At 47.1% G+C, this 12,182-nt stretch carries 9 protein-coding genes and 11 tRNA genes; 19 read left to right on the top strand and 1 reads right to left on the bottom strand.

Going from position 1 to position 12,182, the window contains the following annotated elements; translation table 11 throughout:
- From ACRPK8_RS11720 to ACRPK8_RS11650, 15 genes are all read left to right on the top strand, one after another.
- A tRNA-Asp gene (locus ACRPK8_RS11720) sits at positions 1-76 on the top strand.
- A 10-nt stretch (positions 77-86) separates the two neighbouring features.
- A tRNA-Phe gene (locus ACRPK8_RS11715) sits at positions 87-162 on the top strand.
- A 30-nt stretch (positions 163-192) separates the two neighbouring features.
- Positions 193-276, top strand: a tRNA-Tyr gene (locus ACRPK8_RS11710).
- A 4-nt stretch (positions 277-280) separates the two neighbouring features.
- Positions 281-351, top strand: a tRNA-Trp gene (locus ACRPK8_RS11705).
- A gap of 9 nt (positions 352-360) precedes the next feature.
- A tRNA-His gene (locus ACRPK8_RS11700) sits at positions 361-433 on the top strand.
- Positions 434-443: 10 nt separating this feature from the next.
- A tRNA-Gln gene (locus ACRPK8_RS11695) sits at positions 444-515 on the top strand.
- A gap of 8 nt (positions 516-523) precedes the next feature.
- A tRNA-Gly gene (locus ACRPK8_RS11690) sits at positions 524-598 on the top strand.
- A gap of 6 nt (positions 599-604) precedes the next feature.
- Positions 605-678: transfer RNA gene (locus tag ACRPK8_RS11685), tRNA-Cys, on the top strand.
- A 36-nt stretch (positions 679-714) separates the two neighbouring features.
- Positions 715-795 (top strand) — tRNA-Leu (locus tag ACRPK8_RS11680).
- Between the two features lie 4 nt (positions 796-799).
- A tRNA-Gly gene (locus ACRPK8_RS11675) sits at positions 800-870 on the top strand.
- A gap of 38 nt (positions 871-908) precedes the next feature.
- Positions 909-979: transfer RNA gene (locus tag ACRPK8_RS11670), tRNA-Gly, on the top strand.
- An 87-nt stretch (positions 980-1,066) separates the two neighbouring features.
- A complete protein-coding gene (queG, locus tag ACRPK8_RS11665) occupies positions 1,067-2,227 on the top strand; it encodes a tRNA epoxyqueuosine(34) reductase QueG (protein ID WP_432238371.1) in 1,161 nt (386 codons plus the stop codon).
- The gene (locus ACRPK8_RS11660) at positions 2,202-2,681 is read left to right on the top strand and encodes a methylated-DNA--[protein]-cysteine S-methyltransferase (protein WP_432238370.1); all 480 of its coding nucleotides are present in this window, start codon (positions 2,202-2,204) and stop codon (positions 2,679-2,681) included. The genes queG and ACRPK8_RS11660 overlap by 26 nt, the downstream gene beginning before the upstream one ends.
- Before the next feature lie 3 nt (positions 2,682-2,684).
- Positions 2,685-3,158 carry a tRNA (uridine(34)/cytosine(34)/5-carboxymethylaminomethyluridine(34)-2'-O)-methyltransferase TrmL gene (trmL, locus tag ACRPK8_RS11655; protein ID WP_023467320.1) on the top strand — a complete coding sequence of 158 codons (474 nt, stop codon included), beginning with the start codon at positions 2,685-2,687 and terminating at the stop codon, positions 3,156-3,158.
- 238 nt (positions 3,159-3,396) lie between these two features.
- Positions 3,397-3,963 carry a DUF5366 family protein gene (locus tag ACRPK8_RS11650; protein ID WP_432238369.1) on the top strand — a complete coding sequence of 189 codons (567 nt, stop codon included), beginning with the start codon at positions 3,397-3,399 and terminating at the stop codon, positions 3,961-3,963.
- A 1-nt stretch (position 3,964) separates the two neighbouring features.
- Here the strand turns inward: ACRPK8_RS11650 and ACRPK8_RS11645 are convergent, their stop codons facing one another.
- Positions 3,965-5,740: a transglycosylase domain-containing protein gene (locus tag ACRPK8_RS11645; RefSeq protein ID WP_432238368.1), complete on the bottom strand. Its 1,776-nt coding sequence runs from the start codon at positions 5,738-5,740 to the stop codon at positions 3,965-3,967.
- A gap of 205 nt (positions 5,741-5,945) precedes the next feature.
- Between ACRPK8_RS11645 and ACRPK8_RS11640 the strand changes: the two genes are divergently transcribed.
- From ACRPK8_RS11640 to ACRPK8_RS11625, 4 genes are read left to right on the top strand one after another with little or no spacing between them, the layout of a single operon-like run.
- Complete coding sequence (locus ACRPK8_RS11640; RefSeq protein ID WP_432238367.1) at positions 5,946-7,106, top strand: glucose-1-phosphate adenylyltransferase; 1,161 nt, start codon at positions 5,946-5,948, stop codon at positions 7,104-7,106.
- Between the two features lie 14 nt (positions 7,107-7,120).
- Positions 7,121-8,221: a glucose-1-phosphate adenylyltransferase subunit GlgD gene (gene glgD / locus ACRPK8_RS11635; RefSeq protein WP_432238366.1), complete on the top strand. Its 1,101-nt coding sequence runs from the start codon at positions 7,121-7,123 to the stop codon at positions 8,219-8,221.
- 14 nt (positions 8,222-8,235) lie between these two features.
- A complete protein-coding gene (gene glgA, locus ACRPK8_RS11630) occupies positions 8,236-9,687 on the top strand; it encodes a glycogen synthase GlgA (protein WP_432238365.1) in 1,452 nt (483 codons plus the stop codon).
- 28 nt (positions 9,688-9,715) lie between these two features.
- Positions 9,716-12,139, top strand: a complete 2,424-nt coding sequence (locus ACRPK8_RS11625) for a glycogen/starch/alpha-glucan phosphorylase (RefSeq protein ID WP_432238364.1) — start codon at positions 9,716-9,718, stop codon at positions 12,137-12,139.
- Positions 12,140-12,182 lie beyond the last annotated feature (43 nt).

Genomic DNA, 12,182 nt, shown 5'->3' with positions numbered 1-12,182 from the left:
GGTCCTGTGGTGTAGCGGTTAACATGCCTGCCTGTCACGCAGGAGATCGCGGGTTCGAATCCCGTCAGGACCGCCATTTTAATATCGGCTTTGTAGCTCAGTTGGTAGAGCAAAGGACTGAAAATCCTTGTGTCGGCGGTTCGATTCCGTCCAAAGCCACCATCTTTAAAATAACATGATTTTCCCAATTGTGGGGGGGTAGCGAAGTGGCTAAACGCGGCGGACTGTAAATCCGCTCCCTCGGGTTCGGCGGTTCGAATCCGCCCCCCCCCACCACCATAGGGGCATAGTTTAGCGGTAGAACTACGGTCTCCAAAACCGTCAGCGCGGGTTCGATTCCTGCTGCCCCTGTTTACCATGGCGATTGTGGCGAAGTGGTTAACGCACCGGATTGTGATTCCGGCATTCGTGGGTTCAATTCCCATCAGTCGCCCTCTTATTATTGGGCTGTAGCCAAGTGGTAAGGCACTGGATTTTGATTCCAGCACGCGAAGGTTCGATCCCTTCCAGCCCAGCTTTTCAAGCGGAAGTAGTTCAGTGGTAGAATACGACCTTGCCAAGGTCGGGGTCGCGGGTTCGAATCCCGTCTTCCGCTCCAATGAGTGGCGCCATAGCCAAGTGGTAAGGCAGAGGACTGCAACTCCTTTATCGTCAGTTCGATTCTGACTGGCGCCTCCAACTATTTCTCAATTAAATAGTTTTGCAAGAGATTGTGCCGGTGTGGCGGAACTGGTAGACGCGCACGACTCAAAATCGTGTTCCTTTGGAGTGTCGGTTCGATTCCGACCACCGGTATCTTGCGGGTGTAGTTTAATGGTAAAACCTCAGCCTTCCAAGCTGATGACGAGGGTTCGATTCCCTTCACCCGCTTTATACTTTTTACACAATCCGATGTTTCACCTGATCATGCGGGTGTAGTTTAATGGTAAAACCTCAGCCTTCCAAGCTGATGACGAGGGTTCGATTCCCTTCACCCGCTTACCAAAAAAGAGCAATGTGTCGTTTTCGCTGACACCTTGCTCTTTTTGTTTAGGAATGAAATTTCATGAGAAAGGAGCGAGTCGTGATGGATGGTGTACAATTGAAATTGGCTTTACAAGAGTATGCGACAGAGATCGGAATCGATGAGCTGAAGGTGACGACAGCCGATCCGTTTCTTGTCTTAAAACGTCGCCTGCAAGCTCAACAGGAGAAAGGATTCGCTTCTGGTTTCGAAGAGCCAGATCTCGATCTACGAACGACTCCTTCGTTACTCGTAGAAGATGCGGCTTCGATCATTGCGATTGCGGTCGCCTATCCAAGTACCCTCAAACATGCACCTCGCGGTAAAGAAGGAGAGCGGAGGGGGATCTTTTGTCGATCGTCCTGGGGACTTGATTATCATCAGGCGTTACGCCACCGTTTGACGTTACTTGAAGAAAAAATTCAAGAGTTGAGTCCAGGTGCACGAACACGCTCGATGGTCGATACGGGAGAACTCGTCGACCGTGCAGTAGCGGAACGAGCCGGTATCGGATTCAGTGGGAAAAACTGTTCCATCATCAGTGAGGAGCACGGATCGTATCTCTATCTTGGTGAGTTGATTACGGATCTTGTGTTGCCGCCCGATCAACCGGTCGAGGAATTGTGCGGAACATGCAATAAGTGTATCGATGCTTGTCCAACGGATGCACTGGTAGAACCTGGCGTCATCGATGCCAAACGCTGTATTTCGTTTTTAACACAGACGAAAACGTTGCTGCCGGAATCCTTCCGAATGGCACTTGGTAACCGACTGTACGGTTGTGATACGTGTCAGCAAGTCTGTCCGTATAACCGGAAGAAGAATGCCACACATCATGCTGAGCTACAACCGGACCCAGAACAGGTCAAACCGCTTTTAATTCCACTTTTATCGATGAGTAACCGTGAGTTCAAGAGCCGTTTTGGAACGTTATCTGGTGCATGGCGCGGTAAGAAACCGATTCAGCGTAATGCGATTTGTGCGCTTGTCCATTATCGAGATAAGAGTGCACTTGACGCGCTACGGTTGATGACGGAAACGGATGCCCGGGAAGATATGCGGGCGCTTGCATTATGGGCAGTTGGTCGGATTAATGGAATCGATGAGAAGTCATACATCGAATCACGCCTTGCAACGGACGTTGCGGTAGAGGTTCAAACAGAAGGTCAACGATTACTCGAGGAGTGGGGGGAGTCAGATGCCATTTCAACAGCTCACTTATGAGTTCGGTACGTTGCTTGTCGCTTGGGAAAAGGAGCAGATCGTGTACCTTGACTTCGGGCTAAATGTGGAACGAGCTCGGACGTATCTAGCAGAAGAGACAGATGAAGGGCAATTACCGAAAGCTTGGCGCTCGGCATTTGATCGTTACGCACAAGGAGACGTACAAGCACTTGACGCGCTTCCTTGTCAGTTACGTGTCACACCATTTGCGGAGACGGTGCTGCAAGCTTTGCGCAACGTTCCGTTTGGTCAGACGATCAGTTACGGTGAACTGGCTCGAATGATTGGGAAGCCAAAAGCAGCACGAGCTGTCGGTGGTGCCTTAAACCGGAATCCGATCGCATTGATTTACCCTTGTCACCGTGTCATTGGGGCAACCGGTAAACTGACGGGTTTTGCAAGTGGAGTTGCCCATAAAGAAGCGCTTTTAGCGCATGAGATAGGAGAGAACTAAACCATGGCTATTCATGTTGTTATGTATCAACCGGAAATTCCTCAAAATACAGGAAATATTTCACGCACATGTGCGGCGACGCATTCTGTCCTTCACTTGATTCGACCGCTCGGCTTCTCGACGGACGATAAGCAGCTAAAACGTGCGGGTCTTGATTACTGGGAGTTCGTCGATGTCCGTTATCATGATTCGTTAGAAGAACTGTGGGAGAAACATCCGGAAGGGATTTTCTACTATATTACGAAATATGGGGAACAGTATCCGAGTCAGATTGATTTATCAGACGTCGAGCAGGACTATTTCTTCGTCTTTGGTCGGGAAACAAAAGGATTACCGCTTGAAGTCATCGATGCGAACGCAGAGCGTTGTATCCGTCTACCCCAATCAAATCTTGTTCGTTCACTGAACGTCTCGAACACGGCAGCAATCATCGTCTATGAGGCATTACGTCAGCAAGGGTACGCAGGTCTTCTGTAACGCAAAAGCTCCATCCTGGATCAGGATGGAGCTTTTATGAGTTATTCGTTACCTTCAGGTTTTTTGTTGTAGCCTGCCGTGAAGATTGCTGTCAAAAACGCAAGACTTACGCCGACCATTAAGATAAATGCCATTTTTGTTTCCCCCTTCAGTCTCTTGAACCGATATAATCTATTATAGTATACCTGTAAGTGAAATTGTGTGCTACATATGAATTTTCTATGAATGGAGACTCCACATGCGTACGAATGTTTATTTATTAAGTTATGCCCCGCTGATCAGTATCCTTCTGTTCAGTACATCACTCGCGATTGCGACGACGGAGCTCGCCTTGCACTGGCTCGATCAGGTCGGGGTTTACGATGAATTACTGCAACTCTTGACGGCACGTGATACAAAACTTGTCGTCTGGCTTGGATTTTTAATCGTCTATTTCATGATCTTTAGTTCACTGAAGTTATTATCGGATACGATCAATCAGCTTGGCTTTGCATTTTTCATCAAAGAACAGGAAGGGCGGACGCTCAGTCTCTTACGTCCTGGTAGTATCCTCCTTTTAGTCGGAGGATGTGTCAGCTTCGCCTTCATGACATCGTTTCTTCATGTCGGTCTTGTATTGGTAGTATCCTTCTTGATTTATTTTATCTTCTATACTGTTCAAATCAGTAAGATGACGAGTGCAGCAGGGGCGATTGGATTGATCATCTTTTCGTTTTTGGCATGGGGTGTGCTACTCGCTGGTCTTTCCTGGGTTGGTCTGACCTTGTTCAATTCCTTTGGAGAAGCGATTTTATTTCCAAGCTGATTCAGGGGCGTAAGATCGTCGCCCACGTCTGGACCTGTAATGTCGCATTCGCTTCGGCCGGGAAGGGACGCGGGCGGTCTGCGCCTAACCAAATGCCACCGACGTGTTGATTTTTGATACCGACGAACCACATATCTTTGTTATCATTCGTAGTCCCGGTTTTTCCGCCGATATACCGTGCAGTGGGATCGTATCCTTTACGCCCTGTCCCGTACGTCATGACATTCTTTAAGCCGGCACGCAATTCCCGGTTCGTTTGACTCGACCAAATCCGTTGTTCCTTTTCTTGCGGTCGTTCGACCGTTCCATCGTTGAGTGTAATGCTTTTAATCATCGAGGCGGGGCGATAGACCCCATCATTGACGAGTAATGTATATGCGTTGGTCAATTCATAGGGACTGACCCCATATCGTAAACCACCAAGTGCACTTGTAAAAGCATCATCTTCCCGTGTCCATTGACTGAACTGAAACGGACGAATTGATTTTAATCCTTCACGAAATGAGACGGAAAAAGCACGAATCGCTGGTGTATTATAGGAATAAGCAATGGCATCGGCAACCGTTACCTGACCGAGAATCCGGTTGCCGCTATTTGATGGACAGTATCGATCAATACAGACGGGACTACCGTCTAACGTACTCGACAACCGGGCTTTCGTCTTCTCTAGATAAGGACCATAGACAAGTAATGGTTTGATTGCTGAACCCGGTTGTCGGTAAGATTGGATCGCTCGGTTGAACTGCCCGGTTAAATCAGATTTATAGCCGACGAGCGCCGTGACGCCGTGCGTTTGTCCATCAATTCCGACGTAAGCACCTTCGATTGGATTCGGAAGACTCTGTAAAGCCTCTTTTGCTCGCTGTTGCTCCTTCGCGTTTAAATAGGTGGAAATGACAGCGCCTTGCTGATGCAGGTATTCGGCAGCACGCTGTTCATTCCAGCCTCGATTTTGAGCCGTCATCTGAATCGCGGATTGTACGGTTGCATCAATATAGTCCGGAAACGGAACTTTCGGTTTAAATGTACGAGGTGTTACCGCTGAAACTGTATAATCCTTTTCCAATACCTGGTCACGCTTCAACGCCTGCACGATTCGCTGCTGGCGTTTTTTTGTATTCTCAGGAAAGCGTAACGGATCGTAAAGTGAAGGGTTGTTTGGGATTGCTGTCAAGAAGCTCACTTCCGACCAATTCAGGTTTTGGGCAGATTTATTGAAATATGATTTTGCTGCTAATTCAATTCCATAAATATTGTTCGCGAAATAAGCTTGATTGACATAAGCCGTCATCAGTTCTTTTTTGGAATATTTCTGTTCCAAAGAGACAGCAATGAGTAATTCTTTTATTTTTCTAGTATATGTTTTTTCGTTTGAGAGATACGTCATGCGGGCAAGTTGCTGTGTGATTGTACTGCCGCCTTGAGACTTTGAATCGGACTGGTTTTTCGTAAAGGCACGTAAGATTCCCGTGATGTCATATCCGTCATGTTGATAAAACCGCTGATCTTCGATGGCAACGAACGCCTGTTCAACTTTCTTCGGTAATTTTTGCGGTGTCAGGTCATCACGACGGATGCCGTCGTAGAGCTCGACCCGCTTGTTCTCATAGGTTACGGTAATTGGTTGGTAGGAGGTCAGTGGATGTCTTGTCGTCTGTTCGTCGGCCCAGAAAAAAAGAGTGCGCGCTGTTTTCAATTCATCTTTAATGGAAAATAAGGAAAACAAAAGCATCGCCGCAAGACCAAGTAGTACGAGATATCCGGTTGTAATTCGCATGGGAACTCCTTTCAAAAAGCCATTTCATTCCTATTATCGGTCTTTTATGGAGAAATCAGTAGATTTTTTTTCGGTTTTTGTATTTTAATAAACCTATTTTGCAGGAATGTTATATTAAAAAGAGAAAAGATTGGGTATATAGAAGTATCTGTGGATTTTTGGAGTCACGTTGTCTGAAAAAAAGAGCATAAATGGAGGGGACGAAATGGCTAAGAAGAATGTCGTTGCGATGTTGCTTGCAGGCGGAGAAGGGAAACGTCTGGGAGCTTTAACGAAACATACTGCAAAACCAGCTGTTGCATTTGGAGGAAAATATCGGATCATTGATTTCCCGTTATCGAACTGTACGAACTCAGGAATCGATACAGTTGGTGTACTCACACAGTACGAACCGCTCGAATTGAATCGTTACCTTGGAATCGGCAGTGCGTGGGACTTGGACCGACGCAACGGCGGATTAACGATTCTGCCTCCTTATCAGGCGCAAAACGGAAAGAACTGGTATGAAGGAACGGCGAATGCCATTTACCGTAACATGAGCTATATCAATCAATTCGACCCCGATTATGTACTTGTCCTATCGGGCGATCATATTTATAAAATGGATTATGAGAAGATGATCGAGGAACACCGACTTGGCGGTGCCGACGTGACGATTTCTGTACGCGAAGTACCATGGGAGGAAGCACCACGTTTCGGTATCCTCAATACGGATGATGATCTACGAATCAATGAATTCGAGGAAAAGCCGGAAAATCCAAAATCGAATCTTGCATCCATGGGGATCTATGTCTTTAACTGGGACGTCTTGAAACGTCACTTGATTCAAGATGCAGGTGATGCTGAATCAAGCTTTGACTTCGGTAAAAACATCATCCCGAACATGCTCTTTGAAAACTTGAACATTCGTGCTTATAAATTCAAGGGATACTGGAAAGACGTCGGAACGATTCAATCGCTCTGGGAAGCAAACATGGACCTGTTGACGGCAGAACCGGAATTCGATCTGTATGACCCGTCTTGGAAAGTCTATTCGGTCAACCCGAATCAACAGCCTCAATATATCGGAAATGCTGCGACGGTTGAGACATCGATCATCAATGAAGGATGCCACATTGAAGGCGAAATCAATCATTCCGTCCTCTTCCATGGTGTAGAAGTGGCAGAAGGGTCACTCGTCAAGGATTCGGTCATCTTCCCGAATGTCAAAATCGGACGTGATGTCACGATTCATCGCGCAATTCTAGCAGATGGTGTCATCGTTGAAGATGGTGCGACAATCGGATCACCGGACGGAGAAGTCTTCGTCATCGAAGCAGACAGTGTCGTCCAAAAGAATGAAGTCATCAAAGAAGCGATTCAATAAGGGGGATATACGAGATGAAGGTCGATTTATTAGGTGTCATTAATCTGAGTGGCGAAGAAGGATTTTTCAAGGAATTGACGGAGCATCGTAACTTAGCGGCAGTTCCATTTGCCGGTCGTTATCGGTTGATCGATTTTACATTAACGAACATGGTTCAAAATGATATCGCAAACATCGGTATCTTCACTCTTGAAAAGTACCGCGGGATGATGGATCATCTAGGGTCCGGTAAGGAATGGGATCTTGACCGGTCAAATGGCGGTCTGTACATCTTCCCACCTGCCTTGACTCAAGATGCGAATGAATTCCGGGGAGATTTGTCCAATTTCCATCTTCACCGTGATTTCTTCCTGCGGAGTAAAGAAAATTATGTCGTCGTCTCTGGTTCGAATATCTTATCAGCGGTAGATTATCGCGATGTCTTGCGCGAACATAAAGAATCGAATGCGGATATTACAGTCGTTTACACGAAACGTGAGTTGCCTTGTAAATATTGTCGTCCGATTCGTTTCGGCGATCAAAATCGCGTGACAGCAATCGGATCCCGCGGCTTCCAGCCGACGGACGAGACGTTCTACATGGAGACCGTCGTCCTGTCGAAGAATCTGTTCGTCCGATTGATCGACGAAGCGATTGCACGCGGTGAATACGATTTGCTACAAAGCATCATTCGCTCACAATTGAATCGCCTACATGTACATGGATATGAATACCGTGGGACGTCGCAAGTCATCCATTCGCTTCGCTCGTACTACCGTGAGAGTATGCTGTTGCTTGAGCAATGGGGCGCAATCAATGACTTCCAGCATGTCTATACAAAAATCAAGCATGAGCCGCCAACGCGTTATTTACCGGGTTCTGCTATCAAGAACTCACTCGTCGCCAATGGCTGTAAGTTAGAAGGGACGACGACAGACAGTATTTTATTCCGCGGAGTCAAAGTCGGAAAACACGCCCGCATTAAAAATTCGATCATCATGCAAAAATCGGTCATCGAAGAAGGGGCAGTCGTCGAGTATGCGATTCTCGATAAGGAAGTCACCGTCAAACGCGGTCAAGTCATTCGCGGTACGGCAGAAGAGCCGATCGTCATTAAAAAACAAACAATCGTTTAAAGGAGATGTCACTTATGAAGGTATGGTTTGCTGCCACGGAAGCGACACCCTTCATCAAGACAGGGGGGCTAGCTGACGTTGTCGGCTCGCTCCCCTTAGCGCTTGCTGAGGAAGGGGCGGACGTTTCAGTCGTCTTGCCCAATTATGGTCAAATCAAGGAGCAATACAAATCAGAGATGGAATTCTTATTCGATTTCATCGTTCCGGTCGGCTGGCGTCAGCAATTCGGTGCAGTCCTCCGCCTGAAACAGGATGGTGTGACGTTTTATTTCATCGATAATGAATATTACTTTAAACGAGATGGTGTCATTTATGGACATTATGATGATGCGGAGCGATTCGCCTACTTCTCGCGCGCTGTCCTTGAAATGATCCAACATGTCGACCGAGAGGATGTTCCGGACGTCATCCATTGTCACGATTGGCAGACGGGTGTCGTACCAGCATTCCTGCGGATTCATTATCAACATCTGGAGCGCTATCAGGACATCAAGACGGTCTTTACGATCCACAACCTTCAGTACCAAGGAGTCTTCCCGGAAGAAGTACTTGGGGACTTGCTTGGATTGAGTCAAGAGCATTTCACGGCGGACGGTATCGCTCATAACGGTCTCGTCAATTACATGAAAGCCGGACTCGTCCATTCGAACCAAATCACGACGGTCAGTCCGTCCTATCGTGATGAAATCATGGATCCGTATTATGGGGAGACGCTTGAGCCTGTCTTGCAACATCGTGCTGTTGACGTCCGCGGGATTTTGAATGGAATCGACTACCGTCAGTTCGATCCGGCCCATGATGCGCATCTTGTCGCAAATTATTCGGTTGATACCTTCACGGAAGGAAAGGCTGAAAATAAGGCTGCGCTGCAAGAAGAAGTAGGTCTTCCGATTAATCCGGATGTCCCGCTGTTTGGGTTCGTCTCACGGCTCGTCGATCAAAAAGGAATTGATTTGCTTGCTCACATCTTGCCGGATTTATTCGAACTCGATGCCCAGTTCATCATTCTTGGATCTGGGGAAGCAGAATATGAAGGGCTGTTCCATCATGCAACGTCGATTCGTCCCGATAAGGTTGCGTCTTATATTGGATTCGATGTCGGACTCGCCCAGCGTATTTATGCCGGGAGCGATGCATTCCTGATGCCGTCCCGTTTTGAGCCATGTGGTCTGAGCCAACTGATTTCAATGAAGTACGGCTGTCTACCGGTCGTACGAGAAACAGGCGGACTTCGCGATACGGTTAAACCGTTCAATCAGTTCACCTTAGAAGGAAACGGCTTCTCCTTCGCGAATTATAATGCACATGAGTTTTTGGAAGCGATTAAGCGTACCATCGAGGTCTATCACGATGAACCGGTCTTTCAGCATCTGATCGAGACAGCGATGAACGAAGATTTCAGTTGGTTACGCTCAGCGGACGAATACTTAGCGCTGTATCGCTTGATTGCACCGTCTGCCACTTGATCGTGTCACTGGGAAAAGGGGTTACTGCATGTTCAAAGATAAAGAGAAGTTCAAGGAGAGGTTTACGGAACGTTTCGTTTCAATGCATGGCAAGGCGATTACGGAAGCAACTGAAAATGATATCTATCAGACGCTTGCCTATATGGTGCGTGAGACGGTTACGACGGATTGGCTCCGCACGAAGGAAACGTATATTCATAAAAAAAGTAAGCAAGTCTATTATTTTTCCCTCGAGTTTTTACTCGGGCGTTTTCTGCATAACAATTTATTAAGCCTCGATGTCCTGAAGGATGTCGAGCGGGGGCTCGGCGAACTCGGTTATACACTTAGCGATTTGACGGAAGAAGAACCGGAACCAGGACTCGGAAACGGCGGACTCGGTCGTCTAGCGGCTTGTTTCCTCGATTCCTTGGCAGCACTCGGTCTTCCGGGACATGGAAACGGAATTCGTTATCAATATGGTCTGTTCAAACAAAAAATCATCGACGGCTATCAAGTCGAGTTACCGGATAATTGGTTGAAGAACGGCAACATGTGGGAAATCAGACGATCCGATAAAGCGGTCGACGTTCCTTTCGGCGGACATGTCTGGCTTGAAGAAGTCGGTGATGGGTATCGTGTCCATCACGAACCAGCGGAAATCGTTCGTGCGGTTCCCTATGATATGCCAATCGTCGGGTACCAAAACGGGATCGTCAATAATCTCAGACTTTGGAGTGCGGAGTCGCCGCTCGATGACGATGAATTACTTAGTCAATATCGCGGAAACTATAAGGATTTGCTGGCACATAAACAATCGATTCAGACGATTTCTGAATTTTTGTATCCAGATGATACGACTTATGAAGGAAAAGAACTACGTCTGAAGCAACAATACTTTTTCGTTTCTGCGGGATTACGGAGTATCCTGACGTCCTTCAAGAAAAGAAACCATTCATTGAAACAGCTCGGCAATCATATCGCGATTCATATCAACGATACACATCCGGTCGTCGCCATTCCGGAATTGATGCGAATTCTTGTCGATGAAGAAGGATATGGCTGGGAAGAAGCGTGGCGGATCACGAAAAGTGTCATGTCGTTTACGAACCATACCCTGTTATCGGAAGCGCTCGAGCGCTGGCCGGTCGAGCTGTTCCGTCGTCTCTTGCCACGCATTTATCTCATCATCGAAGAGATCAATCGACGGTTCTGCAAGGATGTCCTTGCGAATTATCCGCACATGGAAGCGCATATGCGCGATATTGCCATCATTGCGGATGACCGAATCAATATGGCGAACTTGGCTGTCGTCGGCACACATTCAACGAACGGTGTCGCACAAATCCATACTGAAATCCTGAAGCAACGGGAGATGCGGTTATTCTATGAGATGTTCCCGCTCCGCTTCAATAATAAGACGAATGGCATTACGCACAGACGCTGGTTCCTCTCTTCGAACCCGTTACTGGCTGAGCGCGTGACTGAAGCAATCGGAGATAGTTGGATTCATCATCCGTCCGATTTGCAACATTTGACGAAGTGGGCAGAGGATTCGGTGCTACAGAAGGATATCGCCCGGATTAAACGGAAGCGTAAAGAAGAACTGGCAACGCTGATTGAAAAAGAGACCGGAATTACGGTGGATCCGACGTCGATTTTTGATGTTCAAGTCAAACGGCTGCATGCGTATAAACGACAGCTTTTGAATGCGTTACACATTCATTCCTTGTATTACCGCCTGAAGGAAGACCGGTCGTTTACGATGACACCGCGGACATTCATTTTTGGTGCCAAAGCGGCGCCGGGCTATCATTATGCAAAAGAAGTCATTCGTTATATCAATGCGTTAGCTCGCTTGATCAATCAGGATCCAGACGTCAGTCCATACTTGAAAGTCGTCTTCCTTGAAAACTACCGGGTATCGCTTGCAGAGAAAATTTTCCCGGCAAGTGACGTCAGTGAACAGATTTCAACTGCAAGTTATGAAGCATCAGGAACAGGAAATATGAAGTTCATGATGAATGGTGCCTTGACGATCGGAACACTCGATGGAGCGAATATCGAGATTCGAGACGAGGTCGGTGATCCAAATATCTTCATCTTTGGATTAACACCACAGGAAGTCATGAATTACAAAAAATACGGTGGTTATAGTGCGTATGACCAATACAGTGCCCAGCCGGAGTTACGGCGGATCGTCGATAGCCTTGTCGACGGCACGTTGTTCGCACCGGGTGAATTCCAAGCGATTTATGATTCGTTATTGACGTATAATGATGAGTATCTGATCCTGAAGGATTTCTTGTCGTATCAACAGGCACAGGAACGAATCGACCGGATGTATCAACAACCGGAGGAATGGTATAAACGAGTCATCCTGAACATTGCCCGGTCAGGTGTCTTCTCAAGTGATCGAACGATCAAAGAGTATGCGAATGCGATCTGGAATATCAAGCCGATTCAACTGTAAAACAAAAAAAGACACCGACAGATAGTTCTGTCTGTGTCTTGCT

This window comes from Exiguobacterium sp. TDN 0502, assembly GCF_050846835.1.
GTDB lineage: Bacteria > Bacillota > Bacilli > Exiguobacteriales > Exiguobacteriaceae > Exiguobacterium_A.
This window is presented reverse-complemented; position numbering and strand designations above follow the sequence as displayed.

Coding starts and splice junctions, on each gene's coding strand:
- ACRPK8_RS11625 (WP_432238364.1), top strand. CDS start 9,716: ATGTTCAAAGATAAAGAGAAGTTCAAGGAGAGGTTTACGGAACGTTTC.
- glgD (WP_432238366.1), top strand. CDS start 7,121: ATGAAGGTCGATTTATTAGGTGTCATTAATCTGAGTGGCGAAGAAGGA.
- queG (WP_432238371.1), top strand. CDS start 1,067: ATGGATGGTGTACAATTGAAATTGGCTTTACAAGAGTATGCGACAGAG.
- ACRPK8_RS11660 (WP_432238370.1), top strand. CDS start 2,202: ATGCCATTTCAACAGCTCACTTATGAGTTCGGTACGTTGCTTGTCGCT.
- glgA (WP_432238365.1), top strand. CDS start 8,236: ATGAAGGTATGGTTTGCTGCCACGGAAGCGACACCCTTCATCAAGACA.
- ACRPK8_RS11645 (WP_432238368.1), bottom strand. CDS start 5,740: ATGCGAATTACAACCGGATATCTCGTACTACTTGGTCTTGCGGCGATG.
- ACRPK8_RS11650 (WP_432238369.1), top strand. CDS start 3,397: ATGCGTACGAATGTTTATTTATTAAGTTATGCCCCGCTGATCAGTATC.
- ACRPK8_RS11640 (WP_432238367.1), top strand. CDS start 5,946: ATGGCTAAGAAGAATGTCGTTGCGATGTTGCTTGCAGGCGGAGAAGGG.
- trmL (WP_023467320.1), top strand. CDS start 2,685: ATGGCTATTCATGTTGTTATGTATCAACCGGAAATTCCTCAAAATACA.